General features: G+C 65.1%; 19 protein-coding genes and 2 pseudogenes. 14 read left to right on the forward strand and 7 right to left on the reverse strand.

Annotated elements, in window-relative coordinates; genetic code table 11:
• The first annotated feature begins 6 nt into the window (after positions 1 to 6).
• The 3 genes and pseudogenes from EXE63_RS33480 (at position 7) to EXE63_RS15765 (ending at position 2,942) form a co-directional block, all read left to right on the forward strand.
• Positions 7 to 456 (forward strand): Rieske 2Fe-2S domain-containing protein, encoded by a 450-nt coding sequence (locus EXE63_RS33480; protein ID WP_366515348.1) that lies wholly within the window; start codon positions 7 to 9, stop codon positions 454 to 456.
• Between the two features lie 24 nt (positions 457 to 480).
• Entirely contained in the window at positions 481 to 1,662 is a 1,182-nt protein-coding gene (locus tag EXE63_RS15760; RefSeq protein ID WP_168142704.1) for a zinc-dependent alcohol dehydrogenase, read from the forward strand.
• Between the two features lie 145 nt (positions 1,663 to 1,807).
• Positions 1,808 to 2,942 (forward strand): annotated as a pseudogene (locus tag EXE63_RS15765) (glycoside hydrolase 5 family protein).
• On the opposite strand, the pseudogene EXE63_RS15770 reads toward EXE63_RS15765, so the two are convergent.
• Positions 2,920 to 3,303 (reverse strand): annotated as a pseudogene (locus EXE63_RS15770) (VOC family protein); the annotation flags it as partial. The pseudogenes EXE63_RS15765 and EXE63_RS15770 overlap by 23 nt on opposite strands.
• Complete coding sequence (locus EXE63_RS15775) at positions 3,288 to 3,587, reverse strand: ArsR/SmtB family transcription factor (protein WP_168142705.1); 300 nt, start codon at positions 3,585 to 3,587, stop codon at positions 3,288 to 3,290. The gene EXE63_RS15775 and the pseudogene EXE63_RS15770, both read right to left, overlap by 16 nt.
• 111 nt (positions 3,588 to 3,698) lie before the next feature.
• Here EXE63_RS15775 and EXE63_RS15780 point away from each other — a divergent pair, with 111 nt between their 5' ends.
• Both EXE63_RS15780 and EXE63_RS15785 read left to right on the forward strand, forming a co-directional pair.
• Positions 3,699 to 4,652 (forward strand): esterase family protein, encoded by a 954-nt coding sequence (locus EXE63_RS15780; RefSeq protein ID WP_168142706.1) that lies wholly within the window; start codon positions 3,699 to 3,701, stop codon positions 4,650 to 4,652.
• Positions 4,653 to 4,672: 20 nt separating this feature from the next.
• Positions 4,673 to 5,242 carry a TetR/AcrR family transcriptional regulator gene (locus EXE63_RS15785; RefSeq protein WP_168142707.1) on the forward strand — a complete coding sequence of 190 codons (570 nt, stop codon included), beginning with the start codon at positions 4,673 to 4,675 and terminating at the stop codon, positions 5,240 to 5,242.
• A 4-nt stretch (positions 5,243 to 5,246) separates the two neighbouring features.
• On the opposite strand, the gene EXE63_RS15790 is transcribed toward EXE63_RS15785, so the two are convergent.
• Positions 5,247 to 7,754 (reverse strand): DEAD/DEAH box helicase, encoded by a 2,508-nt coding sequence (locus tag EXE63_RS15790; protein WP_168142708.1) that lies wholly within the window; start codon positions 7,752 to 7,754, stop codon positions 5,247 to 5,249.
• Between the two features lie 94 nt (positions 7,755 to 7,848).
• Here EXE63_RS15790 and EXE63_RS15795 point away from each other — a divergent pair, with 94 nt between their 5' ends.
• The 9 genes from EXE63_RS15795 (at position 7,849) to EXE63_RS15835 (ending at position 15,515) form a co-directional block, all read left to right on the forward strand.
• Complete coding sequence (locus EXE63_RS15795; RefSeq protein ID WP_168142709.1) at positions 7,849 to 9,132, forward strand: aromatic ring-hydroxylating oxygenase subunit alpha; 1,284 nt, start codon at positions 7,849 to 7,851, stop codon at positions 9,130 to 9,132.
• On the forward strand, positions 9,101 to 9,430 hold the full coding sequence (locus EXE63_RS15800; protein WP_168142710.1) for a hypothetical protein: 330 nt from the start codon (positions 9,101 to 9,103) through the stop codon (positions 9,428 to 9,430). Before EXE63_RS15795 ends, EXE63_RS15800 begins: the two co-directional genes overlap by 32 nt.
• Positions 9,427 to 10,671 (forward strand): metal-dependent hydrolase family protein, encoded by a 1,245-nt coding sequence (locus EXE63_RS15805; RefSeq protein ID WP_168142711.1) that lies wholly within the window; start codon positions 9,427 to 9,429, stop codon positions 10,669 to 10,671. Before EXE63_RS15800 ends, EXE63_RS15805 begins: the two co-directional genes overlap by 4 nt.
• Positions 10,672 to 10,746: 75 nt before the next feature.
• Positions 10,747 to 11,205 (forward strand): MarR family winged helix-turn-helix transcriptional regulator, encoded by a 459-nt coding sequence (locus EXE63_RS15810; RefSeq protein ID WP_168145610.1) that lies wholly within the window; start codon positions 10,747 to 10,749, stop codon positions 11,203 to 11,205.
• Positions 11,206 to 11,245: 40 nt separating this feature from the next.
• Positions 11,246 to 12,292, forward strand: coding sequence for a ferredoxin--NADP reductase (locus EXE63_RS15815; protein ID WP_168142712.1), 1,047 nt, complete (start codon positions 11,246 to 11,248; stop codon positions 12,290 to 12,292).
• A gap of 15 nt (positions 12,293 to 12,307) precedes the next feature.
• Positions 12,308 to 13,051, forward strand: a complete 744-nt coding sequence (locus tag EXE63_RS15820; RefSeq protein ID WP_168142713.1) for an SDR family NAD(P)-dependent oxidoreductase — start codon at positions 12,308 to 12,310, stop codon at positions 13,049 to 13,051.
• 16 nt (positions 13,052 to 13,067) lie between these two features.
• A complete protein-coding gene (locus tag EXE63_RS15825) occupies positions 13,068 to 14,312 on the forward strand; it encodes an aromatic ring-hydroxylating oxygenase subunit alpha (RefSeq protein ID WP_168142714.1) in 1,245 nt (414 codons plus the stop codon).
• Positions 14,309 to 14,650 (forward strand): hypothetical protein, encoded by a 342-nt coding sequence (locus EXE63_RS15830; protein ID WP_210000770.1) that lies wholly within the window; start codon positions 14,309 to 14,311, stop codon positions 14,648 to 14,650. Before EXE63_RS15825 ends, EXE63_RS15830 begins: the two co-directional genes overlap by 4 nt.
• Positions 14,651 to 14,663: 13 nt before the next feature.
• Positions 14,664 to 15,515, forward strand: a complete 852-nt coding sequence (locus EXE63_RS15835; protein ID WP_168142716.1) for a TauD/TfdA dioxygenase family protein — start codon at positions 14,664 to 14,666, stop codon at positions 15,513 to 15,515.
• Here the strand turns inward: EXE63_RS15835 and EXE63_RS15840 are convergent.
• The 4 genes from EXE63_RS15840 to EXE63_RS15855 form a co-directional block, all read right to left on the reverse strand.
• Positions 15,512 to 16,948 carry an HNH endonuclease signature motif containing protein gene (locus EXE63_RS15840; protein WP_168142717.1) on the reverse strand — a complete coding sequence of 479 codons (1,437 nt, stop codon included), beginning with the start codon at positions 16,946 to 16,948 and terminating at the stop codon, positions 15,512 to 15,514. The two genes, EXE63_RS15835 and EXE63_RS15840, sit on opposite strands and share 4 nt — an antisense overlap.
• Positions 16,949 to 17,082: 134 nt before the next feature.
• Complete coding sequence (locus EXE63_RS15845) at positions 17,083 to 17,940, reverse strand: SDR family NAD(P)-dependent oxidoreductase (protein ID WP_436277750.1); 858 nt, start codon at positions 17,938 to 17,940, stop codon at positions 17,083 to 17,085.
• A 13-nt stretch (positions 17,941 to 17,953) separates the two neighbouring features.
• Positions 17,954 to 19,345 (reverse strand): aldehyde dehydrogenase, encoded by a 1,392-nt coding sequence (locus EXE63_RS15850; protein ID WP_234904520.1) that lies wholly within the window; start codon positions 19,343 to 19,345, stop codon positions 17,954 to 17,956.
• Between the two features lie 50 nt (positions 19,346 to 19,395).
• Complete coding sequence (locus tag EXE63_RS15855; protein ID WP_105361394.1) at positions 19,396 to 19,998, reverse strand: TetR/AcrR family transcriptional regulator; 603 nt, start codon at positions 19,996 to 19,998, stop codon at positions 19,396 to 19,398.
• Positions 19,999 to 20,061: the final 63 nt, after the last annotated feature.

Genomic DNA, 20,061 nt, shown 5'->3' on the forward strand with positions numbered 1-20,061 from the left:
GTCTGGGTGGCAACAGGGTTCGACAAATGGGGAATGACCAACGGCGTGGCGGCCGCGTTCGCGTTGTCGGGCCAGATCCTGGGCGGCAACATGTCGTGGGCGAGCGCCTTCGCGGCCTGGAGCCCGCACGAGTTGCTCGGGCTGGCGACTGCGCTCAAGCAGAACCTGTCGGTCGGCTACCACATGGCCAAGGGCTGGTTGGCGCCGCTTGCCGCCGACCGGGCCCCGGCAGAGGGCCAGGGTGTCGTAGCCGGCCCGCCGTGGCACCTGCATGCGGACAGCATCGTGGACGGCGTCAAGCGCACGGTGTCTCCGGTGTGCCCACATCTCGGCGGGATCGTCCATTGGAACGATGCCGACTGCGCTTGGGAATGTCCTTTGCACGGCTCACGATTCGCGCCGGACGGCACCTTGCTCGAGGGCCCGGCCACCGGCGACCTCGCGGCGTTTCGTTGAGCCAGATGCGGGTATCGCTCAGCAATGAGAGCAGTCACCTGGCAGGGTAAACGCGACGTCCGAGTAGAGCAGGTGCCCGATCCGAAGATCGAGGAACCCACCGACGCGATCATCGAGGTGACCTCGACCAATATCTGCGGGTCAGATCTCCATCTTTACGAGGTGCTGGGCGCATTCATGAACCCCGGCGACATCCTCGGCCATGAGCCGATGGGCATCGTGCGCGAAGTGGGTTCCGGTGTCAGCAATTTGGCAGTAGGGGACCGGGTGGTCATCCCGTTCCAGATCTCGTGCGGCAGTTGCTTCATGTGTGATCGCGACCTGTACACGCAGTGTGAGACCACCCAGGTCCGTGAACAGGGCATGGGCGCAGCACTTTTCGGATATTCGGAGCTCTATGGCAGCGTGCCGGGCGGGCAGGCGGAGTTGTTGCGGGTACCGCAGGCCCAGTTCACCCACATCAAGGTGCCCGACGGCCCACCCGACTCTCGCTTCGTCTACCTCTCCGATGTGCTGCCCACAGCATGGCAAGCGGTGGCCTACGCGGGAATCCCCGACGGCGGATCGGTCACGGTACTGGGGCTAGGCCCGATCGGGGACATGGCGGCCCGCATCGCCGCCCATCTCGGCTACGACGTCATCGCGGTCGACCGGGTGCCCGCCCGGCTGAAACGAGCACAGGACCGCGGGATACGCACCATCGACCTCGGCGTCCAGGAGAACCCCATCGGGGATGTCATCCGCGAGCTGACCGGTGGCCGTGGCACCGATTCGGTCATCGACGCCGTCGGCATGGAGGCCCACGGTTCGCCGATCACCAAGGTGGCACAGCAACTCACCGGGTTCCTCCCGGACTTTCTGGCCAAGCCGTTCATGGAGAAGGCCGGCGTGGACCGACTCGATGCGCTGTACTCGGCCATCGATATCGTGCGGCGCGGCGGCACCATATCCGTCATCGGTGTCTACGGCGGGATGGCGGACCCCTTGCCGATGCTCACCTTGTTCGACAAGCAGGTGCAGATCCGGATGGGTCAGGCGAACGTCAAGAAGTGGGTGCCGGAGATCCTGCCCCTGCTGACCGATGAGGATCCGCTCGGTGTGGACGGTTTCGCGACCCATACGCTGCCCCTGGAGGAGGCGCCGCACGCGTATGACATTTTCCAGCGCAAGGCCGACGGTGCGGTGAAGATCGTCCTCACCCCGTAGCGCTGAGCTGCGGGTTCTGTAGCCGTCATCCGATGCGGGTACCGTGACGTCTGTCCGGGGGGTCGATGTCGATGACGTCTACGAATTCGAGGACAACTTGGTACGTGATCTGGGACACGCCAATGGAATTGACCACAAACAATCGGTGCGCCGCAGAACACTTCTCAAACTTCCGTTCCTTGCGCCGCCTGCCGTCGCCGCGCTGTCACTGACCAACGCACCGCGGGCTTCTGCCGCGCCGGGCCGCTGGTCCAATGACCGCGCGCATCGGTGGTTCCGCGGGCAGGGGTGGCTGGTCGGCGCGAACTACATCACGTCGAACGCGATCAATCAGCTGGAGATGTTTCAGCAGGGCACCTTCGACCCGCAGCGCATCGACGGCGAGCTGCGGATGGCACGAGCCATGGGCCTGAACACCGTGCGGGTCTTCCTGCACGATCAACTGTGGACCCAGGACCGCGTCGGCTTTCAGCGGCGGCTCGCGCACTTCGTCGATATCGCGGCGCGCCATGACATCAAACCGCTACTGGTGCTTTTCGATTCGTGCTGGGATCCGCTGCCAAGAAGCGGGCCGCAGCGTGCGCCCCGGCCGGGCATCCACAACTCCGGCTGGGTGCAGAGTCCGGGCGCCGAGCGCCTCGACGACCGGCGCTACCGTCAGGTCCTCCAGGAGTACGTGGTGCGCATCCTGACCCAGTTCCGCAACGACCAACGCATTCTGGGTTGGGATCTGTGGAACGAACCCGACAATCCGGCGGCGGTCTACAAGACGGTGGAGCGCGACGACAAACCCGCACTCGTCGCAGATCTGTTGCCTCAGGTCTTTCGCTGGGCGCGGACGGTGGACCCGGTGCAGCCGTTGACCACCGGTGTCTGGGAGGGGAATGGGGGATGCGTCGCGGCGCAGTGAGATGGCGCGCATTCAGCTCGATCTCGCCGACGTGATCTCCTTCCACAGCTACGACAACCCGGCCGGCTTCGAGGCCCGCGTCGACGAACTCCAACCGTGGGGTCGCCCCATCATGTGCACCGAGTACCTGGCCCGCACCGAGGGAAGCACCATCGAAGGGGTGCTACCGGTGGCCAAACGTCGTCACGTCGGCGCCTACACGTGGGGTCTGTTCGCCGGCAAGACGCAGACCTGGCTGCCGTGGGATTCCTGGGACAAGCCCTACCTGCAACCCCCGAGGGAGTGGTTCCACGATCTCGCGTTCGCCAACGGGCGCCCCTACCGGCCACACGAGGTCGACACGAACAGGAGGCTGACTGGATCTGGATGAGGTTGCCGCAGGTGTCATCGAGCACCGCAGTCACCACCGGACCCATCTCGGTGGGTCGTTGGGTGAACCGCACACCCAGTCCGCTCAGTCGATCGAATTCGGCGTGCACATCGTCGACTTCGAAGGCGGTGAACGGGATGCCGTCCTGCACCAAGGCGTCCTTGAACGGTCTTGCCGCCGGATGACCGTCGGGTTCGAGCACCAGCTCGGTGCCTTCGGGGCTGTCGGGTGACACCACGGTGATCCAGCGTGCCTCCCCCATCGGGATGTCGTGTTTGGGCCGGAAGCCAAGCGTGTCGGTATAGAAGCGCAGCGCCTTGTCCTGATCGTCGACCATCACGCTGGTCAGGCTGATTCGCATGGTGTTTCCCTCCCGGGCTTCTTGAGCCATCGTGCGATGACGGGTTCCAGCGGCGCGGTGTCGATGTGGTGGAACTTGTACCGTCCCTCGCGCCGCGTCTGCACGAGACCGGCGGATTCGAGCACGTCCAGGTGCTGCGAGATCGCCTGCCGCGATGAGTTCAGCCCGTGCCTGGTCGTGAGCCGTCCGCAGATCTCGAAGAGTGTCTGTCCATCACGTTCAGTGAGCTCATCGAGAATGATGCGGCGCGTGGCATCCGCCAGTGCTTTGAAGACGTCACCCACTGGCGCCACGATAGGCAAGCAGGCTCTTGCCTGTCAAGGGGGTGGACGGTTGCGAGCGCACGGTTTACGATCCTTTCAAATACCGACCGACCGGTATGTGAAAGGATCCTGATGCTGACTTCCAAATACGCCGTGCAGGTAACACTTGTCGTGCTTGCCGTGCTCGCAAACCTGGGCGGGGCGGCGCCCGCGAACGCCTTCTCCCGCCCCGGACTTCCAGTCGAGTACCTCGACGTCCCCTCACCATCGATGGGACGCGATATCCGTGTCCAGTTTCAGCCTGGGGGGCCGCATGCGCTCTACCTGCTCGACGGCATGCGGGCGCAGGATGACTTCAGTGGCTGGGATATCAATACGGCGGCATTCGAGTGGTACGACGGGTCCGGACTCTCGGTGGTGATGCCGGTCGGTGGCCAATCGAGCTTCTACACCGACTGGTACCAGCCTTCCGATGGCAACGGGCAGCCCTACACCTACAAGTGGGAGACCTTCCTGACCAGCGAGCTCCCAGGTTGGTTGGCGGCCAACAGATCTGTGAGTGCCACGGGCAATGCGGCGGTGGGTCTCTCGATGGCCGGATCGTCGGCATTGACACTGGCGATCTGGTATCCCACGCAGTTCGTGTACGCCGGGGCACTGTCGGCCGCGCTCAATCCGTCCGAGGGTTGGTGGCCGACGCTGATCGGCATCGCGATGAACGACGCCGGCGGCTACAACGCCAAGAACATGTGGGGTCCGTCCAGCGATCCGGCATGGAAACGCAACGACCCCACCGTCAACGTCGGCAAGTTGGTGGCCAACAACACCCGGGTCTGGGTGTACTCCGGTACCGGAGCAGCATCGGACTTCGACGCGGGGGCGTCGGCGGGGAACCTGGCGGCGGCGACCTTCCTGGAGAAGTTCCTGGGACGCACCAGCAAGACCTTCAAGGATTTGTACGTGTCTGCGGGCGGCACCAATGGTGTCTTCAACTTTCCCGATGACGGCACCCACAGCTGGAACTACTGGGGTCAGCAACTCCAGCAGATGAAACCGGACCTGCAACGAGTCCTCGGCACTACTTGAAGGCCGTACTCTGAAGAGTCGTGACCCCACGACAGGAAGCCGCCGCGCGTACCAGGGCGACGCTGTTGGAATCTGGACTGCGCCTGGCCCAGGTTGTCGGGTTGTCCGCGCTGAGCATCAGCAGAATCGTCGAAGAGGCAGGCGTCTCCAAAGGCGCCTTCTTCCATCACTTTCCGGATCGATCCAGCTATCTGCTGGCTCTACATCGGGAGTTCCACGACCGCATCCGCGATGAAGCACTGAAATCCCTGGAAGGCGAGACGCCGGGCGCGGCCAGACTGCTGAAGGCAACCCGCAACTATCTGGACACCTGCCTACGTGAGTACGGTGTCCGCTCGCTGTTGCTGGAGGCTCGCGCCGATCCGGCCACCGCCGCCGAGGTGCGACTGCGCAACAGCCAGACCGCAGAGCTGTGCGCGCCGGACTTCAGCGTGTTGGGTTGGGATCATCCCTATGCGGCCGCGCAACTCTGGGTCGGCATGGCCGCCGAAGCGGCATTGCTCGAGTTCGATGCCGGTGAGAAGTTGGCGCCGCTGCGCGCCGCACTGGCCCGCTTCCTCGACGCCCCCGCCGAACTGATCGGCGGCTAGACCGTCAGTCCAGCAGGCCGGCATCGACCAACCGGATCACTGCGGCGCCCTCCTCGTCGGAGGCCTCCAGATCCACCTCGGCCAGCAGCGCCCAGTCGTGGTCGCCGGCCGGGTCGTCCAGAATCTGGCGTACCTGCCATACGCCCGGCTGTCGCTCGATCATCAGCAGCGCGGGACCCCGCGCGTCGGCCCCGATACCCACATCGTCGTGCTCGGCGAAGTAGTCCTCGCCGACCTCCTGCCAGCGTTCGGACGTCCACCCTGAGGCGGCGTCCAATTCGCCCAGGTCGTACCAGCGCCGGCGGGCGAACAACTCCACCCTGCGGAACAGGGCGTTGCGCACCATGGCCATGAAGGCCCGCTCGTTGCCGGTCAGGGGGCGAGGACGGGCCGGTACCGCCACCGGGGCATCGTGCGGCTGGTCAGGGCTGGTCAGCTGCTCCCATTCGTCGAGCAGGCTCGAATCAACTTGCCGCACAAGCTCACCGATCCATTCGACGATATCGTTGAGCTCCTCGGTGCGGGCGGTGGCAGGCACCCCCGACCGCAGCGCCTTGAAGGCGTCGGACAGGTAGCGCAGCACCGCGCCTTCGGAGCGGGTCAGGCCGTACTGGCTGACGTACTCGCGGAAGGTCATGGCGCGCTCCCACATCTCGCGCACCACCGATTTCGGTGACAGCTGCCCGTCCGCCGCCCACGGGTTGGTCTGCAGATACACCGCGAAAGCGTGACCGAGCAGTTCCTGCAGCGGTTTGGGGTAGGTGACGTCGTCGAGCAGTTCCATCCGCTCGTCGTACTCGATCCCCTCGGCCTTCATCGCCGCCACGGCCTCGCCCCGCGCCTTCTTCAGCTGGGCGGCCATGATCTGCCGGGGATCCTCCAGCGTCGCCTCGATAACCGAAACCACATCCAGGGCATAGGTTTCCGACGTCGCATCGAGGGTATCGACGGCGGCCAGGGCGAACGTGGACAGCGGCTGGTTGAGGGCGAAGTCCAGCGGCAGGTCCACGGTGAGCCGGTACCTTCTGCCGTCCGGTTCGGGCTCGGCCAACCGTTCCAGGACGCCTGCCTGCAGCAGCGAGCGGGCGATGCCGACCGCCTCGCGGATCAGCCGGAGCTGACGTTTGCGCGGCTCGTGGTTCTCGGTGAGCAGTCGCCGCATCGCGATGAAGGGATCGCCCGGCCGGTCGACGACGTCGAGGATCATCGCCGTGGTCACCTTCATGTTGCTGTGCAGCGACTCCGGCGTTGCCTCGACCAATCGGGTCATGGTCTTCTCGCTCCAGGGCACCATGCCTTCGGGAACCTTGCGCCGCACCAGTTTCCGCCGCTTCTTCGGATCGTCGGCCACTTTGGCGAACTGTTTGAGGTTCTCCACCTCGTGGTCGGGTGCCTGCACCACCACGGTGCCTGCGGTGTCATACCCGGCCCGTCCGGCCCGTCCGGCGATCTGATGGAACTCACGTGCATTGAGCAGGCGGGTCCGCACACCGTCGTACTTGGACAGCGCCGAGAACACCACGGTGCGGATCGGGACATTGATGCCGACGCCGAGGGTGTCGGTGCCGCAGATGACCTTCAACAAACCGGCCTGGGCGAGCTGCTCGACGAGGCGTCGATACTTGGGCAGCATCCCGGCGTGGTGCACGCCGATCCCGTGCCGGACCAGGCGGGACAAGGTGGCGCCGAAGGCCGTCGAGAAGCGGAACGCACCGATCATGTCGGCGATCGCGGCCTTCTCCTCCTTGGTGCTCACGTTCACACTCATCAGGGCCTGGGCCCGTTCCAGCGCCGAGGCCTGGGTGAAATGCACGACGTAGATCGGTGCCTGCCTGGTGTCGAGCAGGTCGCCGATCGTTTCGTGCATGGCGGTGGTGGCGTAGGAGTAGAACAGCGGCACCGGCCGTTCGGCGCCGGTGACCAGAGCGGTCTCCCGGCCGGTCCGGCGGGTCAGGTCCTCACGGAGAAACGTCACGTCGCCGAGCGTGGCCGACATCAACAGGAACTGGGCGTGCGGGAGTTCCAGTAGCGGTACCTGCCAGGCCCAGCCGCGGTCCGGGTCGCCGTAGAAGTGGAACTCGTCCATCACCACCAGGCCGATGTCGGCGTCGGCGCCTTCGCGCAGCGCGATGTTGGCGAGGATCTCGGCGGTGCAGGCGATGATCGGCGCGTCGGCGTTCACCGCGGCATCCCCGGTGAGCATGCCGACATTCGCCGCGCCGAACACCTCGCACAGTGCGAAGAACTTCTCGCTGACCAGCGCCTTGATCGGCGCGGTGTAGAAACTGGTGCGGTCGGCGCCGAGCGCCGCGTAGATGGCGCCGGTGGCCACCAGCGATTTGCCGGAGCCGGTGGGCGTGGCGAGGATGACGTTGGCCCCACTGACCAGCTCGATCAGCGCTTCCTCCTGCGCGGGGTAGAGCACCGTGCCGCCGGCGGCCGCCCACTCGCCGAAGGCGGTGAACAACCCGTCGGGGTCGGACCCGACGGCGGGCAGGGGTAAGGCGTCCATGGTGACCTTCAGCCTGCCCGACGCCCAACGCCCACGCCACGGCGGGCAGTATCAACTACTTGTCATTGACCCCTCGCGACGATACCGTCGTCGCATGGCGCGTTTCCCGAAACCGGCAGAGGGCAGTTGGACCGAGCATTACCCGGAACTGGGCACCGGCCCGGTCTCCTACGAGGATTCGATCAACCCCGAGATCTACGAACTGGAACGTCACGCGATCTTCAAACGGGCGTGGCTGAACGTCGGACGGGTCGAGTTGCTGCCGCGCAAGGGCAGTTACTTCACCAAGGAGATGAAGGCCGCCAATACCTCGATCATCCTGTGCCGCACCACCAAAGGTGAGGTCAAGGCCTACCACAACGTCTGCAGGCACCGAGGTAACAAGCTCGTCTGGAATGACAAGCCACTGGAAGAAACCAGTGGGACCTGCCGGCAGTTCATCTGCAAGTACCACGCCTGGCGGTATGACCTGGAAGGCAAACTCACCTACGTCCAGCAGGAGGAGGAATTCTTCGATCTGGACAAGGAAAGCTACGGCCTGGTACCGGTGCATTGCGAAGTGTGGGAAGGTTTCATCTTCGTCAACTTCGCCGCTGAGCCGGAACAGACGCTGACCGACTTCCTCGGCCCGATGATCACCGATCTGGCCGGCTACCCGTTCGACAAGATGACCTCGCGGTTCACCTATCGCTCCGAGGTGAAGGCCAACTGGAAGCTCTACATGGACGCCTTCCAGGAGTTCTATCACGCACCGGTGCTGCATGCGAACCAGACGCCCACCGCGTACTCCAAGGCCGCCGCACAAGCCGGGTTCGAGGCGCCGCACTACCGCATCGATGGACCGCACCGTCTGGTGAGCACGTCCGGTGTGCGGCCCTGGGAGATGGCCGACGAATTGCGCAAGCCGATCGAGGACATCTGCAAGAGCGGTCTGTTCGGGCCGTGGGAGGCTCCCGATCTCGGTGCGATGCCGGTGGGTCTCAATCCTGCCAAATGCGAACCGTGGGGCCTGGATTCGTTCCAGTTGTTCCCCAACTTCGTCATCCTGTTCTGGGGTCAGGGTTGGTACCTGACCTATCACTACTGGCCGACTTCGTACAACACCCACACCTTCGAGTGCACGTTGTATTTCCCGCAGCCACGCACGCCGCGGGAACGTCTGGGCCAGGAACTGGCGGCGGCGACGTTCAAGGAATACGGGCTGCAGGATGCCAACACTCTGGAGGCGACCCAGACCAGCATCGAATCCCGTGCGGTAGAGGAGTTCCTGTACTGCGATCAGGAGATACTGCTGCGGCACCTGCACAAGGAGACCGCATCGTGGATCGACGCCTACCAGCGGGAGAGTGAGCAACGTGCTACCAGTGGAATTCGCTGATCTGGAACAGTTCTCGGACTGGTGCCTGGCCACCGAGGCGCAGCGTTACAGCAAGCGGTTGGGCAGCTCGATGGTCGAGATCCAGCCCTTCTACGACGCGATCACCGCGCGTGCCGAGGAGGCCATCTCCTACTGCGACAAGTTCAGCCTCGACGATATGCCCGAGGACGTAGTCAACTTGATGCGCATGTTGTATTCCATGGTGACGGTGTCGTTCCCGGTGGAGTGCTGGAAGCAGCCCCGGGTGCCGGATTCCGGTGCCACCAGGCTGGACTGTGTCTACGAGCCGGTTCCGTGACCGTAACCGTTCTGCGGGCAGACCGCTGGGCCGATGTCGTCACCGGTGAGATCCACACGCCGGCCGTGGTGGTGATCGAGGGCAATCGCATCACCGACGTCAATCCCGAAGGTCCACTGCCAGATTCGGCAATCGAGATCGACCTGGGCGACGTGACGTTGCTACCGGGTCTGATGGACATGGAACTGAACCTGCTCATCGGTGGGCCCGGGAGCCCGGAGGGTCTGCCGACACCCATGCACGGCGTGCAGGACGACCCGGCGTATCGCACTCTGCGCGGAGCGGTCAACGCGGCCACCACGTTGAACGCGGGCTTCACCACCGTGCGCAACCTCGGCCTCATGGTGAAGACCGGTGGATATCTGCTCGACGTCGCGTTGCAACGTGCCATCGACCAGGGCTGGCACCCCGGCCCGCGCATCTGGCCCGCCGGACATGCCGTCACGCCCTACGGGGGGCACCTTGATCCGACGGTGTTCCAGCGACTCGCCCCGGGCGTGATGCCACTGTCGGTGGCCGAGGGCATCGCCAACGGTGTGCCGGACGTCATCTCCTGCGTGCGCTACCAGATCAGGCACGGCGCCAAGCTGATCAAAGTCTCAGCATCCGGTGGGGTGATGTCCCACAGCACATCACCGGGTGCCCAGCAGTACTCGGATGCCGAGTTCGAGGCGATCGCCGACGAGGCGCACCGAGCCGGTGTGCGAGTGGCCGCGCATGCGGTGGGTGACAAAGCAATTCAGGCGTGTATCCGCGCCGGCATCGATTGCATCGAGCACGGTTTCCTTGCCAGCGATGAGACCATCCAGATGATGGTCGACCACGGAACCTTCCTGGTCTCCACGACCTACCTCACCGATGCCATGGCCATCGACCGCATCGCGCCGGAGCTTCGCAAGAAGGCTCTGGAGGTCTTCCCGCAGGCGAAGGCGATGCTGCCCAAGGCGATAGCGGCCGGGGTCCGCATCGCCTGTGGCACCGATGCGCCGGCGATTCCGCACGGCCAGAACGCCAAGGAACTCAGCGCGCTTGTGGAACGCGGTATGACCCCGATGCAGGCCATCAAGGCCGCCACGGTCATCAGCGCCGAACTCATCGACGCCGACGACGAGCTGGGTCGGCTGGCCCCGGGTTATCTGGCCGACATCATCGCGGTGCCCGGGGATGTCTCCACCGATATCACCGCCACGCTGGACATCCGGTTCGTCATGAAGGACGGGGTCATCGTCAAGCAGGTGTAGCGCCAGGGACCGGCCGGATGTGCGCTAGCGTCATCGTGAATCCGAGCGCGAGGCGATGGGCGGCAGAATATGAGCATCGAACTCACAGACAATGTCCTGTGGCTGCTCAAGCAGGCCTTCTACTTCTCCCTGACCAGTGTCAACGACGCGGTCAAGCCCCACGGTGTCAGCACCGCACAGATCGGCGTGCTGCGGCAGCTGACCAACCAGCCCGGTCTGTCCGGCGCCGAACTCGCCCGCCGGCTGTTGATCAGCCCGCAGGGCGTACAACTGGCGTTGACCGCTCTGGAGAAGCGCGGCCTCGTCGAGCGGAAGCAGGACCCACAGCACGGCCGGATCCTGCAGGCTTTCCTGACCGACGAGGGTCGTGCGGTCGCCGCGGCAGTGGTCAGCGACGCCGTCGCGGCACACGACCGGGTGTTCGGGGTGCTCAGCCGCGAGGAGCAAGAACAGCTGCGGCTGCTGCTCAGCCGGGTTGTCGAGCAGGGCACCGGCCACACGCTGTACGCGGACCACGTCGACCCTGATATCTAGTACTTGAGATATATGACAAGTACTTGATAACCTTGTCGGGATGACCTCCCCGAGCGAAGCTGCCGCCGAAACCGCTGATGCGGACGGCTTCACATCGCTGCGTATCAAGGATGTGGTGCGCGAGACCGACGACGCGATCTCGATCATCTTCGACGTTCCGCCGCACCTGGCCGAGCACTTCTCCTACCGCGCCGGGCAGTACCTCGCGCTCCGCGTCCAGGTGAGCGGACAGGAGTACCGCCGCTGCTACTCGATGTCGTCCTCGCCGGTGAAGCACCAAGATCTGCGGGTCACGATCAAGCGTGACCGTGACGGCGTGGTGTCCAACTGGCTCAACGACCATGCGGCAACTGGAGATCGGATCAGCGTCTCAGCACCTGAGGGTCGCTTTGTCCGCTCCGGCACCGGCCGTGATCTGGTGGCGTTTGCCGGCGGAAGCGGTATAACACCGGTGTTCTCGCTGATTCAGACCGAGTTGGCGGAGTCCACCGGCCGGGCGCGGTTGTTGTACGCCAATCGTGAGGTGACGTCGGTCATCTTCCGAGAGGCTCTCGACGGTCTCGTCGATCAGCACGGTGAACGCTTCGGACTCCAGCACCACCTCGACGTCGAGCAGGGGGTGGTGACCGCGGAGAAGATCGCCGCATTCATCGCCGAGACAGGGACCGATGCGGACTGTTTCGTCTGTGGGCCGGGTCCGTTCATGGACACCGTCGAGCGGGCACTGCTGGACGCCGGAGTCCCGGCGGAGCAGGTGCATCTGGAGCGTTTCACCGTTGCGCCGGTCCCGGCACCGTCGCCAGGCGCGGAGGTGACCGAGACCGTGACGATCGAGCTGGACCGGGAGACGGTCACGGTGGACTACCGGGCGGGACACACCCTGCTGCAGATGGCCAGGATGGCCGGGATCAGGGCGCCCTCGTCCTGCGAAACAGGTTCGTGCGGAACGTGTATCGCGCAAGTGACCGAAGGCAGCGCGCGCCTGCTGAACAATGACGCGCTCGACGAGGACGAGGTCGCCGAGGGACTCGTGGTCACCTGTCAGGCGCTACCCACCAGTCCGACCATCCGGTTCGTCTATGAGTAACAGCAGGAGGATGCGATGAGTCGCGTTGCAGTGGTGACCGGCGGGGCATCCGGGATGGGTGAGGCCACCTGTCATGAGCTGGGCCGGCGCGGCCACAAGGTCGCCGTCTTCGATGTGAATGCGCAAGCGGCTCAACGGGTCACCGAAGAGCTGCGCGCCGAGGGAATCGCCGCGGTGGCGGTGGCCGGTGATGTCTCCGACCGGGTCGCCGTCGACGATGCCTACGCCAAGGTCCGCAGCGAACTGGGCCCGATCGAGATCCTGGTCACCAGCGCGGGGCTGTTCGGGTTCGCGCCGTTCGAGGAGATCACCTCCGAAGCGTGGACGCGCATCATCGAGGTGAACCTCACCGGCACGTTCCACTGTTGTCAGGCCGCCTTGCCGGACATGGTGGCAAGCGGCTGGGGTCGCATCGTGATGATCTCGTCGTCGAGCGCCCAGCGGGGTTCGCCGTTCGCCGCCCACTATGCGGCCTCGAAGGGTGCGTTGCTGACGTTGACCAAGTCGCTGGCACGTGAGTACGCCAACCGCGGGATCACGGTCAACAACATTCCGCCCTCGGGTATTGAAACGCCGATGCAGCACCAGGGCCAGGCCGCAGGGTATCTCAAGAGCAACGAGGAGATCGCCGCGAACATCCCCGTCGGGCATCTGGGCACCGGGGACGATATCGCTGCGGCGGTGGCCTTCCTGTGCTCCGAGGAGGCCAAGTTCATCACCGGCCAGACGCTCGGGGTCAACGGCGGAGCAGTGATGTGATGAGGAGGAGGTTCGCATGACGCAATGGCCGAAACCGGTTGAGGGGTCCTGGACTGAGCACTACCCGGAACTCGGGACCGGACCGATATCGTTCCGGGACTCCACGTCGCCGGCGTTCTACGAGCTGGAGAAGGAAGCCGTCTTCAAGCGGGCCTGGCTGAACCTGGCCCGCGTGGAAGAGCTGCCGCAGGTCGGCAGCTACCTCGCCAAGGAGATCGAGGTCGTCAACGCATCGCTGATCCTGGTGCGCGGCGACGATGACGCGGTGCGGGCATTCCACAATGTGTGCCGTCACCGGGGCAACCGACTTGTCGGTGAAAAGTTCGGTCAGAGCTCGGAATTGAGCTGCGCACAGTGCGGTTGGCGATACGCCGTGGACGGCACGTTGGTGCACGTACCCAATCCCGAGGCATTCGTCGACTTCGACACCGCGGACTACGGACTGCTCGAGGTGCACTGCGATGTGTGGGCCGGATTCATCTTCGTCAACCTGGATGTCGAGCCCCGGCAGAGCCTGCGGGAGTTCCTGGGCCCCATGGTCACCGGCCTCGACGACTACCCGTTCGGCAAGCTCACCGAGACCTACGAGTGGGTGGCCCACAACAACAGCAACTGGAAGATCTTCGCTGACGCCTTCCAGGAGTACTACCACGTGCCCTCGCTGCACACCCAGCAGGTTCCTGCCGAAGTGCGCAATCCCAGTGCCGGTTTCACCTGCGGGCACTTCCAGCTCGACGGACCGCACCGGCTGGTCTCCACGGCCGGGACACGGCGCTGGCTGCTCGCCGACGAATACATGTACCCGATCGAGCGGGCCACCCAGAGTGGATTGGTCGGGCCGTGGCGGACACCGGATATCGGTGAGCTGCCCGCCGGCCTGAATCCCGGTGGTATCCAACCGTGGGGCATCAGCAACTTCCAGATCTTCCCGAACCTGGAAATCCTGATCTATGGCGGCTGGTACCTGCTCTACCGGTACTGGCCCACCTCGCACAACACCCACCGTTTCGAGGCGTTCACCTACTTCCACCCGGCGCGGACCGTGCGGGAACGCATTGAGCACGAAGTCGCCGCGGTGGTGCTCAAGGAATTCGCATTGCAGGACGCGGGCATGCTGGGCGGGACCCAGGCGGCGTTGGAGTACGACGTCATCGACGAGTTTCCGGTCAACGATCAGGAGATTCTGGTTCGTCACCTGCACAAGGTGGCCGTCGACTGGGTCGGGCAATACCAGCGCGAGACCGCACCGGCGAAGGTCTGACCATGGCAACCAAGCAACTACCGGCCCCATTCGAGGAACTGGAACCCTTCACCGAAACCTGGTGTCTGGCAACCGAGACGGAGCGCTGGGAGCAGCGGTTGGCGAGCTCCATGCCGACGATGCAGGCGTTCTACGACGCCTTCTTCCCGCGGCTGGAAGAAGCCATTGATTACTGCGACAAGTTCCCCCTCGACGATCTGCCCGAGGACGCGACCAATCTGCTGCACCTCATCTACTCCCTGGTGATGGTCGCGATGTCGATCGAGATCATGCACCAACCCGCACCCGTGGACGCCGCCGACGCGGTGATGATCCGCACCGGCGAACCCACACCCTGAGAGAGGACGCACCATGAGTGTGCTCACCATCAACAAGCTCACCGCCTCGGTGGGAGCCGAAGTAAGCGGTGTCGACCCGGAGCGGTTGGCCAACGACGACGGACTGGCATCGGCCGTGCTGGAGGCGTTGGAGGACAACGGGGTATTGGTGTTCCACAACCTGCATCTCGACGAAGATCCGCAGGCGCAGGTGGCGTTCTGCGAGCGGCTCGGCGAGATCGACCGGTCGGCCGATGGCCACCACCCGGTGTCGGGCATCTACCCGATCACCCTGGACAAGACCAAGAACAAGGCGGCCGAGTACCTGAAGGCGACCTTCGACTGGCATATCGACGGGTGCACGCCCACGGCCGGTGAATGCCCGCAGAAGGCAACGGTGCTGTCGGCGATCCAGGTCGCCGCCCGTGGTGGTGAAACCGAGTTCGCGAACTCCTATGCCGCCTACGAGACGCTCAGCGACGGGGAGAAGGAGCGGTACGCATCATTGCGTGTCGTGCATTCCCTGGAGGCATCGCAGCGCCGGGTCTACCCCGATCCCACGCCCGAGCAGCTGGAGCGGTGGAAATCGCGCCCCACACACGAGAATCCGTTGATCTGGACGCATCGCAACGGGCGTAAGTCATTGGTGCTCGGTGCCTCGGCGGACTACATCGTGGGCATGGATCTGGACGAGGGCCGCGCGCTGCTCGCCGAGCTGCTGGAGCATTCCACCACCACCGACAAGGTGTACAGCCACAAGTGGTCGGTGGGCGACACGGTGATCTGGGACAACCAGGGGGTGTTGCACCGGGCCGCGCCGTACGAGCCGAACTCGCCCCGAGAGATGTTGCGCACCACGGTGCTCGGGGACGAACCCATCGTTTAGAAGGGTGCGGGTTCGTCGTGGGCGGCGAGCCAGGCCTGGTGGTCTTGTTCTTTGTGTTCGAGTCGTGCTCGGTTGGTGTGGCGTTCGGCGGTGATGCGTCGGCGGGTGTCCTCGTGGCGCGGCCGTTCGCGGGTGGGCATCTTCATGCACCGTGTGGCGAGGGTCGGCACGATAGCCTGCAGGGTGGGTTCGCCGGTGGGGTCTCCGAGACCGGCGAACCATTGTGCGCCTTCGGGTTCGGTGGTGTACACATGACCGGTCGGCGAGGTCCACACGACGGTGCCGTTGGCCAGCTGCACGTCGTTCCAGTCGTCGAAGAACGTCTTCAGAAGATGATGCGTTCGGCATAGGCATTTGAGGTTCGACGGATGGGTGGGACCGGCAGGCCAGGCCACGGTGTGGTCGATATCGGTGTCCCAGGCCGGGACATCGCAACCGGGGAAGCGGCAGGTGAGATCGCGGCAGCGGATGAATTCGGCGAGCTTGGCGGACGGGAAGCGGCCCTGCTCCACGGTGACCCTGCCGGGGTCGACCTCGCGCACAGTGGCATGTTCGACGGTGGCCGCGAGGGCTTCGGCGTCGATCCGGTCGAGGCTGCCCGTCAGGGCGGTGGTGCCGGCACGGTCGGCGATGAGGTGCACCACCAGTTTCGCGGCGGGTGCGGTACTGGAGACGGTGAGCGGTTCGGCGGGACAGTCGGTTTGTTCGCACCGACACGACAGGGCTTTCCCGGCGAACACGGCGAAGAATGCATCCGAGCGCCGGGCGTCTTTGGACCGCGGGTCCGCGCGACACACGCTGCCGGCCATGGCGTCCAGGACGGTATTCATCGCGGCCAGTGCGGCGACGTCGATGCGGCCCCAGATCTCGGCGGTGCCGTCGCCATTGGCGCACCCCCCGACCTCGCGGTCGCGACGGATCTGTTCGCGGATGCGCACCGCTTCGGGATCTTGCGCGGCGATGACGGCGTTGATCCGGGCTTCGATCTTCGGTTCGGACAGCCGTGCCCATTTCGGGGCTCTCTCGGCCAACCGGTCATCGACACGTTCGAGCACGTCCCGATCGACGATCAGCTCGGTGCGGGACACGATGGCTGCGAGCATGCGGTAGTCCAACCAGCCGCTCTTCGCGGTGCGGAGGACCTGTGGGAGCTTCGTATAGAGAGCGATTGCCATCTTGACCTGAGCGGCGGCCCGACAGCGGCTTACCCCTAGTGCGGTGGCGACTTCAGCCACCAGGCTGGTGTGCCCGTCGATGGCCCAGCACAGCTTCTCGGTGTCGTCGTCCGGAGCGCGCACCTCGTAGAGTTGGCCGATCGCGAACAATCGGCGGGCTCCGCAGGCGTTTTCCTCGCGGGCTTCGGCGCCGATATTGTCGACCGCCAGGGCCGCGCGACGTTCCTCTTCGTCGTATGCCAGTTGTTCGTCCACCATGATTCGAACACTAGTGCGACAGTATGACATGTTCTCGGCGGCAAGACGCGCTGGCGTCGTCCCCGTCGATTAGTGCGACTAACCGAAAGGTGTTGCGGGGGAGAGATTTTGGTAGGTCGCCTAATCGACGAGGACTACGTCCGCGCCGGTCCACCCCGGATCGTGAACGACCCGGCGTCATCGATCGCGTCGATCTCGGCGGCGAAGGCCTCCGCGGTCGGAGCCTCCAGATCCACACCGGCCGTCTCGGCGATGAACACCCGCGAGACGTGCTTGCCGCCGACCCGGTAGATGTTGGCGGTCCGCTCGCAGCTCTCGTGCGCCAGATAGACGACCACGGGGGTGACGTCCTCGGGATCCAGATCCTTCACCAACTCGGTCATGGTGTTCTCCGTCATCCGCGTCCTTGCGATGGGGGAGATGGCGTTGACTCGAATGTTGTTGCGCTGCCCCTCGATGGCCAGCACATTCATCAGCCCGACCAGGCCGGTCTTGGCCGCCCCATAGTTCGACTGCCCGAACGTCCCGAACAGGCCGGACCCGGAGGTGGTCATGACGATGCGTCCGTAGTCCTGCTCCCGGAACACCGGCCACACCGCGCGAGTGACGTTGAAGGCGCCCCGTAGGTGCACATCGAGAACGGCATCGACCTGATCGGCGGTCATGTTCTTGAACGCGGCGTCCCGCAGGATGCCGGCATTGTTGATCAGCACATCCACCCGGCCGAAGGCCTCGGTCGCGGTGCCGATGATGGCTTTGCCGCCCTCATCGGTGGCCACCGAATCGGTGTTCGCGACCGCCGAGCCGCCCGCGGCGGTGATTTCGTCGACCACGGCCTGCGCCGCCGACGTCGCCGGCCCGGTGCCGTCCACCGCCGCGCCGACATCGTTGACCACCACATGGGCTCCGCGTCGGGCGAACTCCAGAGCGTGACAACGCCCGAGGCCGCCGCCCGCACCGGTCACGACAACAACCCGGCCATCGAAATTCAAGGGGGACAAATGATCACACTCCTGCCGCGACGGCGATTGATTTGGTATCGAGGTAGCCTTCCAGACCCTCGCGGCCGAGCTCTCGGCCGTACCCACTGTCCTTGACGCCACCGAACGGCGCGAAGGGGTCCATCGTGTAGCCCTGGTTGACGCCGAAGGTGCCGGTCTTGATCTGCGCGGCGATGGCCAGCCCACGGTCGGTGTCCGCCGTCCACACCGAGCCCGCCAGTCCGTAGCCGGAGTCGTTGGACAGTGTCACGGCCTCCCGTTCGTCGCGGTAGCCGATGACCGTCAGGACCGGCCCGAAGATCTCCTCCTGCGCGATCCGCATCGAGTTCTGCGCATCGGCGAACAATGTCGGGCGGACATACCAGCCGCGGTCGATACCGGTGGGAGCATCGGTGCCGCCGATGACCAGCCGAGCACCCTCATCCTGGCCGATCCGGATGTAGTCGAGCACCCGCTGCTGTTGACGCCGGTTCACCAGCGGCCCGAGCTGGGTCTGCGGATCGGTCGGGTCGCCGACCGTGAGCGTGGCCATCTCCGCGGCGAGCGCGTCGACGAACTCCTGCTGCCGGGCGGCCGGCACGAGGATGCGGGTCAGCGCATTGCAGATCTGGCCGCTGTTGGACAGGCTGGCCGAGCGCACCCCGGCCGCGACCGTGGCGGGGTCGGCATCGTCGAGGATGATGGCCGCGGACTTGCCGCCGAGTTCCAGGCTCACCTTGGTCAGATTGGCCGCACACGCGGCGGCGACCGCCTTACCGACCGCGGTGGACCCGGTGAAGGAGACCTTGTCGATCCCGGGATGGCTGACCAATCGCTCGCCGACCGTGTTGTCGCCGGGCAGCACCGTCACCACCCCGGGCGGTAGACCCACCTCCTCGAACAGCTTCACCAGAAACAGCGCGTCCAACGAGGTTTCCGGCGCCGGCTTCACGATGACCGCGCACCCGGCCAGCAGCGCGGGCACCAGCTTGGCCATGGTCAGGAACTGCGGCATGTTCCACGGCACGATCGCGGCCACCACGCCGACGGGTTCCTTGCGGATGTGGATATCGGCGCCGAAGAAGCCGGGCCGGACCTCCTGCCAGTCGTAACCCTGCGCGGTATCGCAGAACGCGCCGATCATCATGGCGGGCAGGCCGACCTGCGCGCGCTGCGCGAAGGTGATCGGCGCGCCGATCTCGGCCGTGATCAGCTGAGCGATCTCCTTGCCGTGCGCGCGATAGACATCGGCGAACCGGCGCAGCACCTCGACACGCTCACCCGGTGCCATCCGCGGCCAGGGCCCGGTGTCGACGGCGGCGCGCGCCGCGGTCACGGCGGCGTCGATCTCTGCGGCGGTGGAGATCGGGACCTCGGCGAGCAGTTCCTCGGTGTGCGGAGAAACCAGTTCGAGCACGCCAGCCCCCTCGGGTATCAACTACTTGGCATTGAGGCCCCGAGCATACGTCAGCCCAGTTTGATGGCCGACATGTACATCTCCACGATGGGCCGGTACAGGTCGACGTCGTCGAGCTGGCTACCGAGGACCACCGAATCGCTGGTCGCCACGAGCACCTGAGCGAAGGTCAGCGGCGGTATGAGCAGCGTGGCGCCCAGCCGTTCCATGCCTTCGCTGATGAAGGTACTCAGTGCCTCAACGACTTCCGATCGTTTACCGGCGACCCGTTCCCGGGCCTCCGGATTGCGCAGCAGGTAGAGGGTGAACTCGTGGCCCAACGCACTGTGTTCGGCCCCGCGATCCAGGCTCAGCTGCCGCCACCGCGCCGCGATGGCGTCGAGTTCGGACGCGCCGACCTCGGTCGCCGAGGACAGTACCTCGGCGAAGTTGTCGAAATACCGCCGCCAGTACCGGTCGCTGACCGCGAAGAACAGATCTTCCTTGGTGTCGAAATGCTTGTAGATCGCGCCCTTCGTGTATCCGGCCGTCCGGGCGATGTCGTCGAGACTGGCCGGCGCGAAGCCCTTGTCCGCGAACACTTCCTCGGCGGCGTCGAGCAGCAGGGAGCGGGTGCGCTCGAGGCGTTTCTCGCGCGTCCACTGCTCGACCATGCCCACCAGTCTGGCACAGAATCCAAGAAACCCTTGAGTTACTCAGATACTCATGGGTATCTT

This window comes from Mycolicibacterium frederiksbergense (genome assembly GCF_012223425.1).
Lineage (GTDB): Bacteria > Actinomycetota > Actinomycetes > Mycobacteriales > Mycobacteriaceae > Mycobacterium > Mycobacterium frederiksbergense.